This is a genomic window from Cohnella hongkongensis (assembly GCF_042654645.1).
GTDB lineage: Bacteria > Bacillota > Bacilli > Paenibacillales > Paenibacillaceae > Cohnella > Cohnella hongkongensis.
In genome coordinates this window covers 195,192-212,680 of record NZ_JBHSEP010000007.1, presented here as the reverse complement: position 1 = coordinate 212,680, position 17,489 = coordinate 195,192, and the positions used below count along the sequence as shown (strand labels likewise).

Annotated in this window: 15 protein-coding genes and 1 pseudogene; 2 read left to right on the top strand and 14 right to left on the bottom strand. The window is 58.2% G+C overall.

Features of this window, described 5'->3' with window-relative positions:
* Positions 1–112: 112 nt before the first annotated feature.
* The 12 genes from ymfI to dpsA form a co-directional block, all read right to left on the bottom strand.
* Positions 113–847: an elongation factor P 5-aminopentanone reductase gene (gene ymfI / locus ACFO3S_RS12220; protein ID WP_378095962.1), complete on the bottom strand. Its 735-nt coding sequence runs from the start codon at positions 845–847 to the stop codon at positions 113–115.
* A complete protein-coding gene (gene yfmH / locus ACFO3S_RS12215) occupies positions 844–2,127 on the bottom strand; it encodes an EF-P 5-aminopentanol modification-associated protein YfmH (RefSeq protein WP_378095959.1) in 1,284 nt (427 codons plus the stop codon). Before yfmH ends, ymfI begins: the two co-directional genes overlap by 4 nt.
* Before the next feature lie 2 nt (positions 2,128–2,129).
* On the bottom strand, positions 2,130–3,410 hold the full coding sequence (gene yfmF, locus ACFO3S_RS12210; RefSeq protein ID WP_378095956.1) for an EF-P 5-aminopentanol modification-associated protein YfmF: 1,281 nt from the start codon (positions 3,408–3,410) through the stop codon (positions 2,130–2,132).
* A 183-nt stretch (positions 3,411–3,593) separates the two neighbouring features.
* Positions 3,594–4,376, bottom strand: coding sequence for a spore cortex-lytic enzyme (gene sleB, locus ACFO3S_RS12205; protein ID WP_378095953.1), 783 nt, complete (start codon positions 4,374–4,376; stop codon positions 3,594–3,596).
* A 96-nt stretch (positions 4,377–4,472) separates the two neighbouring features.
* The gene (locus ACFO3S_RS12200) at positions 4,473–7,274 is read right to left on the bottom strand and encodes an FtsK/SpoIIIE family DNA translocase (protein ID WP_417286506.1); all 2,802 of its coding nucleotides are present in this window, start codon (positions 7,272–7,274) and stop codon (positions 4,473–4,475) included.
* A 64-nt stretch (positions 7,275–7,338) separates the two neighbouring features.
* Positions 7,339–7,611, bottom strand: a complete 273-nt coding sequence (locus tag ACFO3S_RS12195) for a YlzJ-like family protein (RefSeq protein ID WP_378095947.1) — start codon at positions 7,609–7,611, stop codon at positions 7,339–7,341.
* Entirely contained in the window at positions 7,608–8,354 is a 747-nt protein-coding gene (locus ACFO3S_RS12190; RefSeq protein WP_378095944.1) for a ClpP family protease, read from the bottom strand. The genes ACFO3S_RS12195 and ACFO3S_RS12190 overlap by 4 nt, the downstream gene beginning before the upstream one ends.
* Before the next feature lie 128 nt (positions 8,355–8,482).
* A complete protein-coding gene (locus ACFO3S_RS12185; RefSeq protein WP_378095941.1) occupies positions 8,483–10,162 on the bottom strand; it encodes a ribonuclease J in 1,680 nt (559 codons plus the stop codon).
* A gap of 201 nt (positions 10,163–10,363) precedes the next feature.
* A complete protein-coding gene (dapA, locus tag ACFO3S_RS12180) occupies positions 10,364–11,242 on the bottom strand; it encodes a 4-hydroxy-tetrahydrodipicolinate synthase (protein WP_378095938.1) in 879 nt (292 codons plus the stop codon).
* A gap of 14 nt (positions 11,243–11,256) precedes the next feature.
* A complete protein-coding gene (gene dapG, locus ACFO3S_RS12175; RefSeq protein ID WP_378095935.1) occupies positions 11,257–12,489 on the bottom strand; it encodes an aspartate kinase in 1,233 nt (410 codons plus the stop codon).
* Positions 12,490–12,560: 71 nt separating this feature from the next.
* Positions 12,561–13,157: a dipicolinate synthase subunit B gene (locus ACFO3S_RS12170; protein ID WP_378095932.1), complete on the bottom strand. Its 597-nt coding sequence runs from the start codon at positions 13,155–13,157 to the stop codon at positions 12,561–12,563.
* Positions 13,154–14,053, bottom strand: a complete 900-nt coding sequence (gene dpsA / locus ACFO3S_RS12165) for a dipicolinate synthase subunit DpsA (RefSeq protein WP_378096088.1) — start codon at positions 14,051–14,053, stop codon at positions 13,154–13,156. The genes ACFO3S_RS12170 and dpsA overlap by 4 nt, the downstream gene beginning before the upstream one ends.
* A gap of 365 nt (positions 14,054–14,418) precedes the next feature.
* Here dpsA and ACFO3S_RS12160 point away from each other — a divergent pair.
* Positions 14,419–14,589, top strand: a pseudogene (locus tag ACFO3S_RS12160) (transposase); the annotation flags it as partial.
* Positions 14,590–14,625: 36 nt separating this feature from the next.
* A complete protein-coding gene (locus ACFO3S_RS12155) occupies positions 14,626–15,348 on the top strand; it encodes a hypothetical protein (protein WP_378096093.1) in 723 nt (240 codons plus the stop codon).
* 439 nt (positions 15,349–15,787) lie between these two features.
* Here the strand turns inward: ACFO3S_RS12155 and dut are convergent, their stop codons facing one another.
* Both dut and ACFO3S_RS12145 read right to left on the bottom strand, forming a co-directional pair.
* Positions 15,788–16,231: a dUTP diphosphatase gene (dut, locus tag ACFO3S_RS12150; RefSeq protein WP_378095929.1), complete on the bottom strand. Its 444-nt coding sequence runs from the start codon at positions 16,229–16,231 to the stop codon at positions 15,788–15,790.
* On the bottom strand, positions 16,194–17,474 hold the full coding sequence (locus tag ACFO3S_RS12145; protein ID WP_378095926.1) for a M16 family metallopeptidase: 1,281 nt from the start codon (positions 17,472–17,474) through the stop codon (positions 16,194–16,196). The genes dut and ACFO3S_RS12145 overlap by 38 nt, the downstream gene beginning before the upstream one ends.
* Positions 17,475–17,489 lie beyond the last annotated feature (15 nt).

The following is a 17,489-nucleotide window of genomic DNA, read 5'->3' as shown; positions in this document are numbered from 1 at the left end:
TGAGCAGCCTCCTTGCGGGTTGGAATAATCATTGCCCATCGCTAATTTGCCCGTCAACTCGCTCGTTTATTCGCTGCCTGTCATCCCCGCCGCTCAGGCGGGCTCTTCGCTCCTACATGCGCCAGCCGCCGTTCAGGCCGAGCGTCTGCCCCGTCACATAACCGGCTTCGTCCGACACCAGATACCGGACAAGCTGCGCAACCTCCTCCGGACGGCCAAGCCTTCCCGCCGGAATGTCCTCGACGAGCGCCCGCTTATCCTCGGGATCGAGCGCACTCAGCATGTCCGTCTCGATCGCCCCCGGACTGATTGCGTTGACGGTGACGCCGGCCTGAGCCCATTCCCGGGCCAACGATTTCGCGAAGGCGTTCAGGCCGCCTTTGGTCGCTGCGTATATCGCTTCTCCGGCGGCCCCGCTTTCGCCCCAAATACTCGAGAGCAGCACGAATCTCCCCCAGCGGCTCCATCTCATGGAAGGACCGAAAAACCGGGCCAGATCGTATGCGCCCCTCAAGTTCACGTTCATCAGATCGTCCCACATTCGCTCATCCGCGTCGTCCAGCAGACCGTAGTAGGTCAACCCGGCGCAGTGTACGACAACGTTCGGCGTCCAGCCCCGCCGATCCAGCTCGGCCTTCAGCGCCGCGACCGCCGTAGGCGACCGCAGATCGGCCTGCAAAGCCACCGCTTCGACGCCGCCGCTGCGGCACTCGTCCGCCACTCTCTCCGCGGCTTTCGCAGAGGAATAATACTGCAGGACGACGTCCGCTCCGTCCGCCGCCAATTGACGGGCGACCGCGGCTCCGATGCCGCGGGAAGCGCCCGTCACGAGCGCGATTCGCTTCAAGGCGTGCCGCTCCGTACGACCGAGACGGCGCGACGATCGGGACGAGCGTGCTCTCTGGCCCTCTCGTTAATCTCCTCGGCCGTCAGACTCTCGTACGTTTCGACGACGGTGAACAGGTCGCCGCCCCTATGGCGATAACGGGTAAATTCGCCGGCGATCGCTTCGGGGCTGTTCATCATTCGCAGAAACGCTCCGATCTTTTTCCGGCGCGCCCGCTCGATGACAGCCGGCGGTATTCCGTCCCGTGCGGCCGCGTACAGCGCCTCGCTGACCCGGGACACCAGCTGGTCGGGATCGGGGGTCTCCCCTCCGATCATCGAGAATGCGTAGCCGGGGCCGGTATTGTACTCATGGCCGAAACCGTCGGAAATCAGCTGATCGTCATACAGCTGCTGATACAGCGTCGTGCTGGAGCCGATCGCCGCTTCGAGCATCAGCTTGGTCGCCAGCTCGCGGCGAACGGCATTCTCGCCACTGTCCGGCGGCGTTTCCTTAAAGCCGAACAGGCACTTCGGCAGAGAGACCGGGAGCTGCAGCTCTTTCCGCTCCTGCTTCACCTGCGAAGGCTCTTGCTCGAAGTGCCGCTTGATTTCTCCGCCGGGTGGGAACGATTTGGCGGCCTGGTCCTTCCGGATGCGCGCCAGCGTCTCTTCCGGATCCACCCCGCCGACGACGAACAGCGTCATATTCGAAGGATGATAGAACGTGTTGTAACAGTCGTACAGCATATCCTTCGTAATCGAACGAACCGACTCGGCTGTGCCGGCGATATCGATATGCACCGGATGCTTGTCGTACATTGCCTCGATCAGACCGAAATAGACGCGCCAATCGGAATTGTCCCGGTACATGTCGATTTCCTGCACGATAATGCCTTTCTCCTTCTCCACGTTCTCTTCCGTGAAGTACGGATTTTGCACGAAGTGCAGCAGCGTATCCAGATTGGCCTCGACTTCCCCGGTTGCCGTAAACAGATACACCGTCCGGTCGAAGCTCGTGTACGCATTGGCGGAAGCGCCCTGCGAAGCGAATTTGGAGAAAATGTCGCCGTCCGGCTCCTCGAACATCTTGTGCTCGAGGAAGTGCGCAATGCCGTCGGGCACCCGAATCGTATGTCCGTCCGGACGTGTGAAGTGATTGTCCACCGAGCCGTACTTCGTCGTGAACGTCGCGTACGTCTTCGTAAAGCCGATCTTGGGCAGCACGAACACTTCCAGACCGTTGTCCAGCTTCTCGTGCCATAGCGTCTCCTGCAGCTTCGGATAAGCTCGCGTCGCCATGCTCAGTCCTCCCCCTTCCGGTCTCTCAGGAAGTATATCGTGTCCAGCGCGACGTCTTGCGCCGCCTGCGTCACCAGTTCGGGCGTCACCGCTTTAATCTCAGCGATAAAGCTGTCGCCCGTGCGTTCCGCGCCGGAGATGACGTTGCTGAAATCGAAGGCGATCCGCTCGAACGCCGAATCCTGCAGCTCGCGCAGCTGGCCGGCGATCATCGCTTGCGTCCGACGCAAATCTTCCTCCGCGAAGTCGCCCCGCTTCATCGCCTCCAGTTGCTCTTGAATAATCTGCACCGCCTTCTCGTAGTTGGCGATCTCGATGCCCGATTGCAGCGTCAGAATGCCTTTGTGGCCGTCGAGACGAGAGGAGGCGTAGTAAGCGAGACTGGCCTTTTCGCGGACGTTCACGAACAGCTTCGAATGCGGAAACCCGCCGAGAATTCCGTTATAGACGAGCAGCGAAGCGTATTGATCGCTGCCGTACGTCGTTCCGACGCGCAGCCCCATATTCAGCTTGCCTTGGCCGACGTCCAGCCGCTCGACGATCGTCTGCACGTTCGGACGCGCCGCTCTGAGGACGGGCTTCGCATAAGAAGACGGAGGCCCTTCCGGCAGGCGGAACGATTTTTCGGCAAGCGCCCGAACCTCCTCCAGCGTCGTGTCTCCCGACACGTACAAGTCGAAGGAGGCTTCCTTCAGCCAGCTTTGGTAAGCGTCGTACAGCTTGGCGGCGTCATACTCGCCCAGCTGCTCCTTCCTGCCCAGAGCGAGCAGCCGATACGGTTCGTCCTTGCACATCTCCTCGACGCAGCGTTCCGCCGCATAGCGGATCTTGTCGTTGATGATCGCGTCGATTCGTTTGGCGACCGTCGTTTTCTCCGCTTCCACGAACTTCGACTTGAAGCGGCCGTCCTCCAGCGCCGGCGCCGTCAGCACCTCGCCCAGAAAAGCCAGCGCCTCGCCCAGCAGAGGCTGCGATGACGAGACGAACCGATCGTTGATCATATCCAGCCGGAACTGAACGATCTGATGGTCTCCCCTCTTGTACAGATCGAATCCGAAACCCGCTCCGTACAGATCGTCCAGCCGTTCCCGGAATGAGATCGTCTCCGGATAAGAACGCGTTCCGCGCCGGAGCACGAATGGGGTCAGGGCGACGGAAGTGACCCGGTCTTCCGATAATGGAACGCCCGCGAACAAGGACAGCGCGAACGTTTTGAAGCGTTTCGTCGGCAGCACATGCAGCCGCAATCGCCCCAATTGGCTTCTTTGGAACTGTTCGGACATGATCTCATGCTCCTTTAATCGTAATCGCGACTCGCCGAGTCCGCAGCATTTCAGCCCCATTCTACCCGATTGGACGAACAGGAAGCAAATTCCTGATCGGGATATGCGCCTGAAAAAACAACAACCAACCGCGTCGCTGGGAACGCGGGTTGGTTGCATGTTCTCGTATCGGCGAAGTTTCGTTCAGCGGCAGAAAATATGCTTGCCGATCGTCTTGTACTGCGGCCGCGTCCAGATCCATTTGGAGGTCGCCGTGACGGGGTTGAAATAATAGAGGCAGCCGTCGCTGGGATCCCAGCCGCTCACCGCGTCCTTCACCGCCTTATATGCCTTCTCGTTCGGCTCCAGGTAAATCTGGCCGTCGGCTACCGCCGTGAACGCGCCTGGTTGAAAAATGACGCCCGAGGCCGTATTCGGAAACTCCGAAGCTCGAACCCGGTTGAGGATCACCGCCGCTACGGCCACCTGGCCTTCGTACGGCTCGCCGCGAGCCTCCCCGTACACCGCGTTGGCCATCAGCTTCAGATCCTTCTCGGTTAAACCGAGGTTGTTGGAGGCCGGAAGGTTGTTGCCTCCCGAGGAACCTCCGCCGCCCCCACCGGTTCCGCCGCCTCCGGTCGTCCCCTGAGGCAGCTCTTCGGCAGTCGGCCTCCAGTCCTTCGTCGCCTGCCACAGCTTCAGCTTCGTCTTCGGACCGACGACGCCGTCCGATTTCAGACCGAACTTCCACTGGAACCAGGTTACGGCATTTTTCGTTTTCGGTCCGAAATCGCCGTCCACCTTGCCGTTGTAGTAGCCGATAGCCTTCAGCCTTCCCTGCAGCTCGTAAATGTCCTTGCCGGAGGAGCCTTGCTTAAGGATCGCATTGCTGAACGTTTCCTTCGTTTGGGTTTGGTGCTGCAATGTATATAACCCCAGCAAACCGAATACGACGCATACGGTTACGATCACGAGACGATAACTCACTTAAAGTCACGCCTTTCTGCATACAGGTTAGTCTTCGACCGTTAGTATGAGAAAGGCGTCAGCCTCTTATACCCATTTTTGCTGTTTCGCTTCGGATTAGGAAGGGATGCGCTGCTGGTACTGCTCCATTGTCATCAGCACCTCGCGCGGCTTGCTGCCCTCGTACGGGCCGACAACGCCTTTGGCTTCCATTGTATCGATCAGCCTCGCGGCGCGCGTATAGCCGATGCGCATGCGCCTTTGCAGCAGCGAGACGGATGCCTGCTTCGCCTCCAGCACGATCTGCACCGCCTGGTCGAACAGCTCGTCCACGATTTCGTCGGAGTCTTCCCCGGCGCTTTCGTCGACCTCCGGCACCAGCTCTTCGTTGTACTCCGCTTCCGCTTGCCCGCGGCAGTATCCGACGACCGCCTCCACCTCGTTGTCCGACAGAAACGCGCCCTGCACGCGGATCGGCTTGGACGCTCCCATCGGGAGGAACAGCATATCCCCGCGACCGAGCAGCTTCTCCGCTCCGACCATATCGAGAATCGTTCGCGAGTCTACCTGAGACGACACCCCGAACGCGATCCGGCTCGGAATATTCGCCTTGATGACGCCGGTGATGACGTCGACGGACGGGCGCTGCGTCGCGATGATCAAGTGGATGCCCGACGCCCGCGCCATCTGCGCCAACCGGCAGATCGCGTCCTCGACGTCTCCGGCGGCCACCATCATCAGATCGGCAAGCTCGTCCACGATCACCACGATGTACGGAAGCACCGCGTCCGGGTTGTTGCCGCTCATCATCAGCGCATTGTAGCCCTCGATGTTGCGCGTTCCGGATTTGGAAAACTTCTCGTAGCGCTTCTCCATTTCCACGACGATTTTTTTCAGCGCGAGCGAAGCTCTGCGCGGATCGGTGACAACCGGAGCGAGCAAATGCGGAATGCCGTTATAGACGTTGAGCTCGACCATCTTCGGATCGATCATCAGAAACTTGACTTCCTCCGGCTTCGCCTTATAGAGCAAGCTTGTAATGATGCCGTTAATACAAACCGACTTCCCGGAGCCCGTCGCTCCGGCGACGAGAAGATGGGGCATTCTCGCCAGATTGCCGACGATCGGCTGGCCCGAGATGTCGCGGCCGAAAGCGATCGTCAGCTTCGCCGGCGACTCCTGGAACGGCTGCGTTTCCAGTACTTCGCGCAGCGTGACGACGCTGACCTCGTTATTCGGCACCTCGATGCCGATCGCCGACTTGCCGGGGATCGGCGCTTCCATCCGAATATCCTTCGCGGCGAGCGCCAGCGCGATGTCGTCGGTCAGACTGACAATCCGGCTGACCTTGACCCCGGTGTCCGGCTGCAGCTCGTACCGCGTAACCGCAGGCCCTCTCGCTACGTCGAGCACCTTCGCTCTGACGCCGAAGCTTTCGAGCGTCGCTTCCAGCTTGCGCGCGGTGTTCATATAATCCGACGGATTTCCCGACTTGCCTCCGCCGCTCGGCTTGTCCAGCAGGCTTACGGAAGGCAGCCTGTAAGGCTTGGGCGCCTTCTTGACCGGAGCCGCCGCCATTCGAGAATCGGCAGAGGCCGATGAGGCTGATCCGGTCGACTCGCCGCGAACGGGGAGCGCTTCATCGTTTTCTTCGTCTAACCCTTCATCGATTCCGTCGTCCGCAATGTCAGCGCGGCTCTCCGCCGCGTCCGCGGCTGCGTTCTCGGAAGGCAGGTCCGCCGCCGCTCCCGGGAACGTATAGGACTCCATTTCCTCCACAGCATCCTCGTCTGCATACGAGCCGGACAAAGGCGAATGCCCGTCATCCTCTTCTCCGTCCGGATCGATATCCGGATAATGAGCCGTGAAGTCGGTAAAGCGCGGCATATCGGACGGTTCCTCCATCCGAGCTTCTTCCGCCGGATCCGTCTCGGCTTCCGCACTCGAGAACGAAGGCTCGTTTGCCGGAATCCCTTCATCGCGGCGGACGCCCGTGCGAATTTTTATCGTCGCGCGGCCGGGCGTTTCCTTCCTTGCGAACGGAATCGGCTCCTCTTCGGCCCAATACTCCTCCTGCGAGGCGTCGTATTCTTTCTCCGATTTGCCGTGAAACAGCTGGAAGAACAGCGGCGTTTTCCTCGGGGTCGGGATAAGCGACGGCTCTTCCATGCCGTCGTCCGCGACGGCCGGCTCCGGCGCGGATGCTTCAACAGCGGCCGCGGCGCCGCCTCTCCCTCTGCGTCCCGGTCCGCGAACCGGGACTGCCTTAATCGACAGCAGCTTGCGTCCCGACGAGAATCGGGCCGCCACAAGCGGCATCGCCCTCGCGAGAAACAAGCGAACCGACCGTCCGATCTCTACGTACGAACGATTCGTCACAAGCATGAACGCGATAGCGATTTCGATAATGAGCACGAACTTCGCCCCGTAATAGCCGAACAGCCAATAAAGGACGGAATATTGCAGGGCCCCGACCATGCCGCCGCCGACATCGGCGTTGAACACCTTGATATCGTTCAGCGCCGGAGCCTGCCATAGAAGCTCTCTTAGTTGATTCATCGTTTGGTTCACGATGCCGGAGGGCGTAATGGCGTCGAGCGTCCCGAGACTGTTGTCGATAGACGCCATCGCGCTCCACAGCGTCATGATCAGGGAGACGAGAACGAATCCGGAACGTCTGGCCGTCCACCCTCTGGGCCATGCTCGTTTCACCATCACGTATAAGCCGAACCAGATGCCGGCCAGAGCGAGCAAATAATAATGCTTGCCGAGAATGAATCCGAACAGCTTGGACAGAGACCGGCCTACCGCGGCTTCGCCGGAGATGGCAATAACGGATAAGGTAATCAGTACGATGCCGTAAATTTCATATTTCAAGCTTGCCGCGAACGAAGGCCGCTTCTTCTTGCGCTTGGCCAATTTTGCCACCTCCCGGTTCAACATTATATCACAGTTGACGGGAGGTTGGCATGACCGCTCCGACCTACGCTCCGAAGCCCGCAGCGTCGGAGCGGCTCGAAGCCGGGGGAAACGGCTCGCTCTGCGGCTGATAGCCGATCAGTTGTCCGGGCGCATACTCCGCCATCAAATAACAGTCCAGCGGAGCCGACAGCAGCCGGACGATCCGGCCCACTCCCGGTGCCACGGGAACGAGCTGCATCGTGATACCGTTCACCGTCGTTTCCAGAAACGGGCCCGGCTCGTTCTGATGGCCGTCCAGCACCAATTCCAGAGGCATCGCCGTATAGATCGTCATTCCCCATTCGCTCCTTCCCCGGACAACCTGCGTTCCCGGATGCGCCGGTTTAATTCGCCCAGCGCCTCGCCTACGCCTCCTACGGCATCGATCAGGCCGTGCTTCACCGCGTCCTGGCCGATGACCGTCGTGCCGATGTCCCGGGTCAGCTCGCCCGTTTTGAACATCAGCTCCTTAAAGGTCTGCTCCGATACGTTCGAATGCCGAGTAACGAAGCGCGTCACCCGCTCCTGCATTTTCTCCAAATAATCAAACGTCTGCGGGACGCCAATGACCAGCCCGTTCATCCGAATCGGATGGATCGTCATCGTCGCCGTCTCGGCGATAAACGAAGCGTTCGCCGACACCGCGATCGGCACCCCGATTGAATGCCCGCCGCCAAGCACGAGCGTTACGGTCGGCTTCGACAGAGACGAGATCATCTCCGCGATCGCCAACCCCGCTTCCACGTCTCCGCCAACCGTATTAAGCACGACCAGCAGCCCTTCGATTTTGGGATTCTGCTCGGCCGCGATCAGTTGGGGAATGACATGCTCGTACTTGGTCGTCTTGTTCTGCGGAGGAAGAATCAGATGTCCTTCAATCTGTCCGATAATCGTCAAGCAGAAAATATGGCTCTCGGCCGAAGGAACCGACGTCTGGCCGAGCTGCACGACCGCCTCCGTCGCCGACGGCTTGTTCGCTTCCTCGGACGGCGGACCCGGCTTCTCCGACGTCTGTGCCGACTTTTCCCTTTCGCTCATTTCATCAGCCTCCTGCTTGGTTAACGGCTGGACATAGTATAAGGCTTTTCGCACAAAAAAAACCGTCCTCCTTCCGTCCTTGTTCGGACGGTGGAAAACGGTTTTTAGACGAGTGTGGGTTTGTTTTTCTAGACTTCCATGATGATCGGCAGGATCATCGGTCTTCTTCTGGTTTGGTCGTACAGGAAACGACCGAGCGCGTCCTTGACGTTCGTCTTGAGCGACGCCCATTCGTTCACATTGTCGTTCATCAGCTTGTGCAGCGTGCTCGTCACGATGCGATTCGCTTCTTCCAGCAAACCTTCCGACTCGCGCACGTAAACGAAGCCGCGGGAGATGATGTCCGGCCCGGACAGGATGGTCCCGTCCTGCTTGCTCAGCGTCACGACGACGACGAGTATGCCGTCCTGCGACAAAAGCTTGCGGTCGCGAAGCACGATGTTCCCGACATCGCCTACGCCGAGTCCGTCGATCAGCACGTTGCCGGACGGAATTTTGCTGCCTTTCCGCGCGACCCCGTTCTGAATTTCGACCGTATCGCCGATATCGATCAGGAAAATATTGTCCTTCGGAATGCCGACTTGCTCGCCCAGCAGTCCGTGGTGGCGAAGCATTCTGTATTCCCCGTGAATCGGAATGAAATATTCCGGCTTCATCAGGTTCAGCATCAGCTTCAGCTCTTCCTGGCTGCCGTGTCCGGAGACGTGAACGCCCGAGATCGAGCCCGGTCCGTAGATGACGTGGGCACCGAGTCTCATCAGCTCGTCGACCGTTCTTCCGACGTACTTCTCGTTGCCCGGAATCGGCGTCGCCGCGATGATAACCGTATCTCCCGGAAGGATATCCACCTTACGGTGCGTGGAACGCGCCATCCGCGTAAGCGCAGACATCGGTTCGCCTTGGCTTCCCGTCGACAGAATGACGACGCGATCGGCCGGCAGCTTGTTCACTTCCTCCGGCTCGATCAGCATGCCTTCCGGAATGTTCAAGTAGCCAAGCTCGGATGCGATGCCGACGACGTTCACCATGCTTCGGCCGATGACCGTCATCTTGCGGCGCGTCTCCGCGGCTGCGTTAATCACCTGCTGAATGCGGTGAACGTTCGATGCGAACGTGGCCACGACGACGCGCTGCTTCGCGCTGCGGAACAGCGACTCGAATTCCTTGCCGATATTGCTCTCGGAAGGCGTATATCCAGCCCTCTCCGCGTTGGTGCTGTCGGACAGAAGGGCCAGAACGCCCCGGCTGCCGATCTCGGCCATTCTTTGCAAGTCGGCGAACTGATCGTTCACCGGCGTGTGGTCGAATTTGAAATCGCCCGTATGGACAACGTTTCCTTCCGGCGTCTCCAAGCATACGCCGACGGAGTCGGGGATGCTGTGGTTTGTCCGGAAGAAGCTCGCTTTCATCGCTCCTAACGTCAGCACCGTATCCTCGTTAATCAGGTGGCGCTTCGTATCTCCAAGCAGTCCCGCTTCCTTCAGCTTGTTTTCGACCAAGCCGAGCGTCAGCTTCGTGCCGTAGATCGGTACGTTCAGCTGCTTCAGCACGTAAGGAAGCCCGCCGATATGATCCTCGTGGCCATGCGTCAGCAGAATGGCCCGCACTTTGTCCCGATTTTCGAGCAGATAAGCGATATCCGGAATAACGACGTCGATTCCGAGCATTTCCTCTTCGGGGAATTTCAAGCCGGCGTCAACAACTACAATGTCATTGCCATACTGGATGCAATACATGTTTTTGCCGATTTCGCCGACGCCGCCGAGCGCGAAAATCAGTAATTTGTCCTGGTTGTTTTTCTTTGACACTACACTAGTACCTCCTAGATCATTCGACGCACCCGATCGATATGAAGTTTTCAATTTGCTTAATTATTTGCCGCACCCAATCACTCTCAATCATTATACATGAAGCAATTCAGGAAAAACAAGAAGCATATGTAACGCAAAAACCGATGCCCGGAGGACATCGGTTCCCTAGCAAAATCCAAGCGACCGAAAACCTCGTTATTATGCGTTCAGCAAGTTGTGCAGGAACTTCGCTTCCGCTTCGTTCATCGGCACGAGAGGCAAGCGAACTCCGCCGACCGGCAACCCGCGCAGGGAGAGGGCATGCTTGACCGCGACCGGGTTCGGCACCGGATGCGGGCAGTTGAACAAGCCTTTAAAGACGGGGAACAGCTTCGCGTTTAACGTCTGCGCCTCTTTCACTCGGCCATCCGTATAAGCCGCGATCAGTTCCTTCATCTCCGCGCCGACAATATGGCTGGCTACGCTTACGATGCCGTAACCGCCGACCGACAGCGTCGGCAGCGTGACTCCGTCGTCTCCGCTGTACAGCAAGAAACCGTCTGGAGCGTTCGCGACAATCTCCGTCATCTGCTCCAGGGATGCGCATTCCTTCGTGGCGACGATATTCGGAATTTCCGCCAGACGAAGCGTCGTTTCCACCGACAGGCTCACGACCGTGCGCGACGGCACATTATACAGAATCACCGGCAGCGTCGTCGCTTCTGCGATCGTGCGAAAATGCTGGTACATGCCCTCTTGGCTCGGTTTGTTATAGTAAGGGGCGACGAGCAGGATGCCGTCTACGCCGGCCTCCTCGGCCTTTCGCGTCAGATGAATGGAGTGGGCTGTCTCGTTGCTTCCCGTTCCGGCGATAATTTTGCAGCGGCCGGCGGCGTGCTTGACCGCAAATCGGAACAGCTCGACTTTCTCGTCATCCGATAAAGTCGGGGATTCGCCGGTCGTTCCGGAGACGACAAGGCTGTCGGATTTTTGCTCCTCGATCAGATAATCGATCAATTTCGCCGTCGTGTCCCAATCGATGTTCAAGTTTTCGTCAAAAGGAGTTACCATTGCTGTAATCAAACGACCGAAACTCATTCCCATTTCCTCCTCTAATGTCCTCCGGCAGGGGAGAGATGAAGCGCGAATGCCGTGTGCAGCGCCTGCAGCGCGACCGCCAAATCCTTCTGGGCGATGAGCACCCAGATCGTGGTATTGGAGTCCGCGGATTGCAGGATCGGGATGCCCGCCTCGGTCAAAGCCTCGACAATGACGGCCATCACTCCCGGCTGACCGTTCATCCCGCCTCCGATGACCGACACTTTGGCGCACTCCCCGCGAACTTGCGGCTCGAAGCCGAGGTCCCGCAGCAATTCCACCGCCAGCGTCGCATCCTTCTCGGACACGGTATAGTGCACGCCTGTCGGCATGACGCTGATGAAGTCCACGCTAATGCCGTGCGTCGCCATCGCTCGAAAGACGCGCAGCTGCAAATCGGCCGGTCCCTTCGGATCGCTCACTGCCAGCTGCGTCACGTCGCGGACGTGCGCCAGCCCTGTTACGGTTTTGTCGTACAGGATGCCTTGGCTTCGCAAAGCCTCGGCGTGCGTGACCAGCGTGCCCTCTCCGTCCGAGAACGTCGAGCGGACGCGCACGGGAATGCCCGCTTTCATCGCGATTTCGACGGCGCGGGGGTGGATGACTTTGGCCCCGTTATGCGCCATGTTGCATATTTCCTCATAGCTGACGGCGGCCAGCGGCCTCGCGTCCGCTACCCAGCGCGGATCGGCGGTCAGAATGCCGTCGACATCGGTATAGATGTCGACGACGTCCGCCTTCAGCGCCGCGCCAAGCGCCGTGGCCGATGTGTCGCTTCCGCCCCGTCCGAGCGTCGTCACTTCCCCGTCTCGGGTCATTCCCTGGAAGCCCGCGACCACCACGACTTGCTTGTCGGACAAGTGCTTCAGTATGCGGTCCCCGTCAATCTGCAAAATTCTGGCCGAGCCGTAATGACCGTCCGTCACAATGCCGGCCTGTCCTCCCGTCAAGGCGACGGAGCGTATTCCTTCGCTCTGGAGAAGACTGCATAGGACGGCAGCCGATATAAGCTCGCCGCACGAGAGCAGCAGATCCTTCTCCCGATCCGGCAGCGAGTCGCCGTTCAGTCGAATCAGCTCCAGCAGAGAGTCGGTCGCGTAGGCGTCTCCGCTCCTCCCCATCGCCGATACGACGACGACAACTTGGCTTCCCGCTTCGTACTCGCGGATAATATGACGGAGGACGCGGCTCCGACTTTGCTTGTCGGTCAGCGACGTCCCGCCGAATTTCTGCACGACCAGTTCCATCCCGTTTCCTCCGCTCTGCTAGGCAATGGGAGATCAGAGAAAGACAGACCAGACGTTGCGGTAATTCTATCTCAAGCGTGTGTGAAACGCTCAATGAGCATAGGTTGCAGTTGCTTGCCTTCCATCGCGGCCTCGCAAGTCTCCATCACGAGATCCATTCTCGCGACGAGAGAGTTCGGCTTGGCAGCCGGATTGTCCTGCCCGAACGGCACGAAGTACACGTGCTTCATAATCAGAAGCTTGGCGATATTGGCGGCGTTAAGTCCCAGCCCGTCATTCGTAGAGATCGCCAGCACGAGCGGGCGCTGGTTGCGCATCTGCGCCTTCGCGGCCATCAGCACCGGACCGTCGGTCATAGCGTTCGCCAGCTTGCTCGTCGTGTTGCCCGTGCAAGGCGCGATCGCCAAAATGTCCAGTCGCTTGGAGGGTCCGAGCGGCTCGGCGTCTACAATAGAAGATATGATCTCGTTGCCCGTAATTTGACCCAAAGTTTCCTGCCAGTGGCTCGAGGTGCCGAACCTCGTATCCGTCGTCATAATCGTCGTCGAGACGATCGGAACGACGTTGGCGCCCGCATCGACGAAGCGCTTGATCTGCGGCATAATTTCCTCAAGCGTGCAATGGGAACCGGACAGCGCATACCCAACCGTGATTCCTTCCCAATTCATGGTTGATTCCCCCGTATTCGGTTGTCTTCCAGAATGATCTGGGTCAGACTGTTCGCGATGATCCGACCGGCCGTCTTCGGTGCCACGATTCCGGGCAATCCGGGAGCCAGCAGAGCCTTGATTCCGCGCTTCTCCGCGAAGCGAAAATCGGTGCCGCCAGGCTTCGAGGCCAGGTCGATAATGCATGCGCGTTGGGGGAGTTGGGCGATCACTTGCGCTGTGACTATCATAGTCGGAATCGTGTTAAAAATCAAGTCGATATTCCCCGCATGACGCGCCAAATCGGGCATATAGAAGGGCTCGAATCCCATCTCGAATGCACGGGCGAACGTCTCGTCCCGGCGCACTCCGACCTTGACTTTGGCCCCGAGCGCCTGGAGCGTTCTCGCCATCGTAAAGCCCGTTCTTCCCAGTCCGAGAACGATGCAATTCGAACCGTGAATCGTAATATCCGTATTCTGAATCGCCATCATCAACGCGCCCTCGGCGGTCGGAATCGAGTTGTAGATGGCAACGTCGTCCCTCTCGAACAATTCGACAAGCCCGATTCTGTGCTTCTCGCAAAGCTTGCGGAGATAAGGCTTCGCCATGCCCGTAATCACCTTGCTTGCCCTTGGCAGCGCGGCCATATGCGCGTCCGCAAGCTTCAGCTCCAGATCGGTGAACAACGCTGGGATAACTCCTTCCTCATCCGTGCCGACAGCCGGCAAGACCAGTGCGTCCGCCTCCGCCAGCAGCTCGGGAGACCATTCTCCCTTGACCGCTCCGCTAAAAGGAGTGTCCAGCCTGTCGAAGCCGACGATCGTCACCGAGGCGTCCTTCTCCGTCAGCTGGCGGATCACTTCCAGTTGCCGGGCATCCCCGCCCGCAAGCACGACTTGAACTCCCGTAAGTATCGCTGCCCCCTCCTCTCGACATTCCCTTCGCATAGCACATCGTATGCATGCGCCCATTCGGGGGTGCCGACCATTTTCCCCTTCGCTGGGAACCTCTTCTCTGACTTCATCCGCTATTCGCTATTTTCGAACCCTGCCGCCATTATCCCCTTGACTCAGCCCGTCTTCGCTGCATACCTGCACCTCTATCTGGTCGGCTTATCCTTCCCTCGGGCCATTATCCCGTCCATTCAGGAGATTCTCCTCTCGCATTCAGGAGATTCTTCTCCCCCCGTTCTCTCTCCATTTTTTAGAAAAAACTCTTTAAATAAGAACATATGTTTGGTATAATGGAACCAGAAAATAACTGAGCGGAGGTCGCCCACGTGAACCAAACCGATTTCCAGGCGTTTTGTCTCTCGGGCTCCAACGAACAAGCCTGCATACAGCTCTTCCACCAAGCGAGGTGGCCTGACGGTTTTCGCTGCCCGCACTGCGGAAGCCGCCGCGCTTACGCCATTCGCACCCGGAAAATTCCCTTATACGAATGCAGCTCGTGTCGAACCCAAACGTCTCTTACCTCCGGGACCATATTGGAAAAAAGCCGGACCCCGATCCGGCTATGGCTGCTTGCTCTGTTCCTTCACTCGACCCCGCAAGGAATCAGCGCGGTTCGTCTTGCTTCCATTATAGGGACGACTTATAAAACCGCCTGGCTCATATGCCACAAGATCCGCCACGCCATGTCCCATGCCGACAAGGACAAGCTACTGACCGGCCTGGTCCGGATCAACTTTGCCCAATATGGACGCCCCTATAATCCGACCGTGTATCGCCATCCTCAGGAGCAACCGCTGCTGATCGGTGCAAGTATGAGCGGCCAGGGGGAATTTACTTATATTAAAATCAAGCAGGCCGTCGAAGAGTGCTCCTACCCGCATTTGACTTGTCCCTTGAACAAGCATCCTTTTCTGAAAAAGCATGTCTCTCCGGATGCCCCGGAGGTCATTGCCGTCACCCTCAAATTCAGCAAGGACAGAAACATTCGTCTCCTTCAGCTCTGCCAACGCGCTTCCAACTGGATCAACTATACGTTCAACGGGATCGGACCTAAGCATCTCCAAGCCTACATGGACCAGTTTTGCTTCCAATATAACTACGCCGCCCGGCAGCACCAGCAACCATCGGCCTTCGAATCTCTCTTGCGGATGGCCTCGTCGGCTCCTGTTCTTACTTACCCCAATCTCATCCGCAGGCCGAACATCCAACCTAAGCTTCGCGCCCAGTACCGCAACCTATTAAAAGAGGCTTCCTAAGCCAGGTCAGCTTCCCGATCCCCGCAGTTACGCTTGAATGTTTAGCGCCATCATCGCCCTATAGTTGGTTTGTCGCCATCCTGAGTTGCAGGGATAAAATCGCGAGCCTTCCCATCTCCACTGTGCGACTTTGCGACCTGCACGACCTGTGCGACCTGCACAACTGCCCACTCCCGGTCAACCCACATTCGCAGCCCTGAGCTGCGGGGATATTGGCCATCCAGCTGAAGCGGACGAGCGGGCTCGACTATGTTGAAGGCCAAACCGGGCCACCGGCTACCGGCCACCGAACCACAAGCGCCGAGCAACCAAGCCTCAAACGACCTGACTCAACGGGATAATGGCTCCAGAAGATAGAAAAGGCCACCCTGGAGCCGCCCCCTTAAGGAGAGGGGCGACGCCGGCTGGCGTGGTTGAAGAAACTGAAAAGAACGATTCGTTACTTGCCGGTATGGCCGAAGCCGCCTTCTCCGCGAGAGGTGTCGGAAAGCTCGGACACTTCTTCGAGAACGACTTGAGGAACGCGCTGGAACACCATTTGGGCGATACGCTCCCCGCGCTCAATCGTGAACGGCTCCTGCCCAAGGTTAATAAGCAGAACCTTCACTTCACCGCGATAATCGGCGTCGATCGTCCCGGGAGAATTCAAGCAAGTAATACCGTGCTTATAGGCAAGACCGCTGCGAGGCCGAATTTGCGCCTCCAGCTCTCTCGGCATCGCCATCGCGAAACCGGTCGGAATCAACGCTCTCTCCCCCGGAGCCAGAACGACAGGGTCCGCAACTGCAGCATGCAGATCGAAGCCGGCCGCCCATTCGGACATTTGGCGGGGCAGCGAGACATCCTCATTTCCCGGCAGTCGCTTCAGTTGAATTGGATACAATGAATTCCCTCCCGATTCCGGACAATACCTGATGATCGGCTCCGACCAACGCAACCGCGCAGGGCTGAGCCATCATGGAAGCCATAATTTCATTTAAGTCGGACAGCTCGACCTGATCGATGCGCGCCAGCATTTCGTCAAGCGTGTAGTGGCGCCCGAGCATCAGCTCGTTTTTCCCCAAACGATTCATGCGGCTGCTGGTGCTTTCCAGGCTAAGGATCAAATTGCCCTTCAGCTGTTCCTTGCCTCTATGCAGCTCGGCCTCGCTTAGCCCTTTCACTGCGATCTCGCCAAGCAGGTCCATCGTAATATCGTATACTTCCTTCGTCTGCTTGGGGGCAGTTCCCGCATATACGGTAAACAAGCCGCTGTCCGCATAAGAGGTATGGTAGGAGTAGACCGAATAAGCCAAGCCGCGCTTCTCGCGAACTTCCTGGAACAGCCGCGAGCTCATTCCACCGCCAATCGTATTGTTAAGAAGAATCATCGCATACAGATTGGGCGCCTTGCTGGAATAACCCGGAAAAGTCAGACAAAGATGGTTCTGTTCCGTTTTCTTGCGATGAAAGAGCGACTGAGAATGAAATACCGGAGGCTCGATCGCCGGATCCTTGCCGACGACGTCAAATCGCCCGAAATGCCGCTCCAGCAGCTCCAGCACTTCCTCTCCGACGTTGCCGGCGATGCTGATCACCGTATTGTCGATCCGATATCTATCCTTCATATATCGGCGCAAGTGGTCCGGTCCCATCGGCTGGAGACGTTCGGCTGTCCCCAATATGGAATAAGCGAGCGGATGGTCGAGGTAGGCGGCCCGGGACGCCAGATCGTGAACCGTATCGTCCGGCGTATCCTCGTACATGGCAATTTCTTCGAGGATAACGTTTTTCTCCTTCTCCAATTCGCCCTCGGCCATTTGGGATTCGAAAAACATATCCGACAGAACGTCGACTGCGATCGGCAGATGCTGGTCCAGCACTTTGGCATAATAGCACGTATATTCTTTGGATGTAAAGGCGTTCACATTGCCGCCGATGCCGTCGAAGAGATCCGCGATATCTTTAGCGTTGTGACGATTCGTCCCTTTGAACAGCATATGTTCGATAAAATGGGAAATCCCGTTCGTATCGGTATTCTCGTATCGGGAACCGGCCTTGACCCAGATGCCGAACGAAACCGAACGATAAGTCGGAATCGATTCGATCATGACGCGAAGACCGTTCTTCAGCGTATACTTGTTCATTCGACTTCCCCCCTT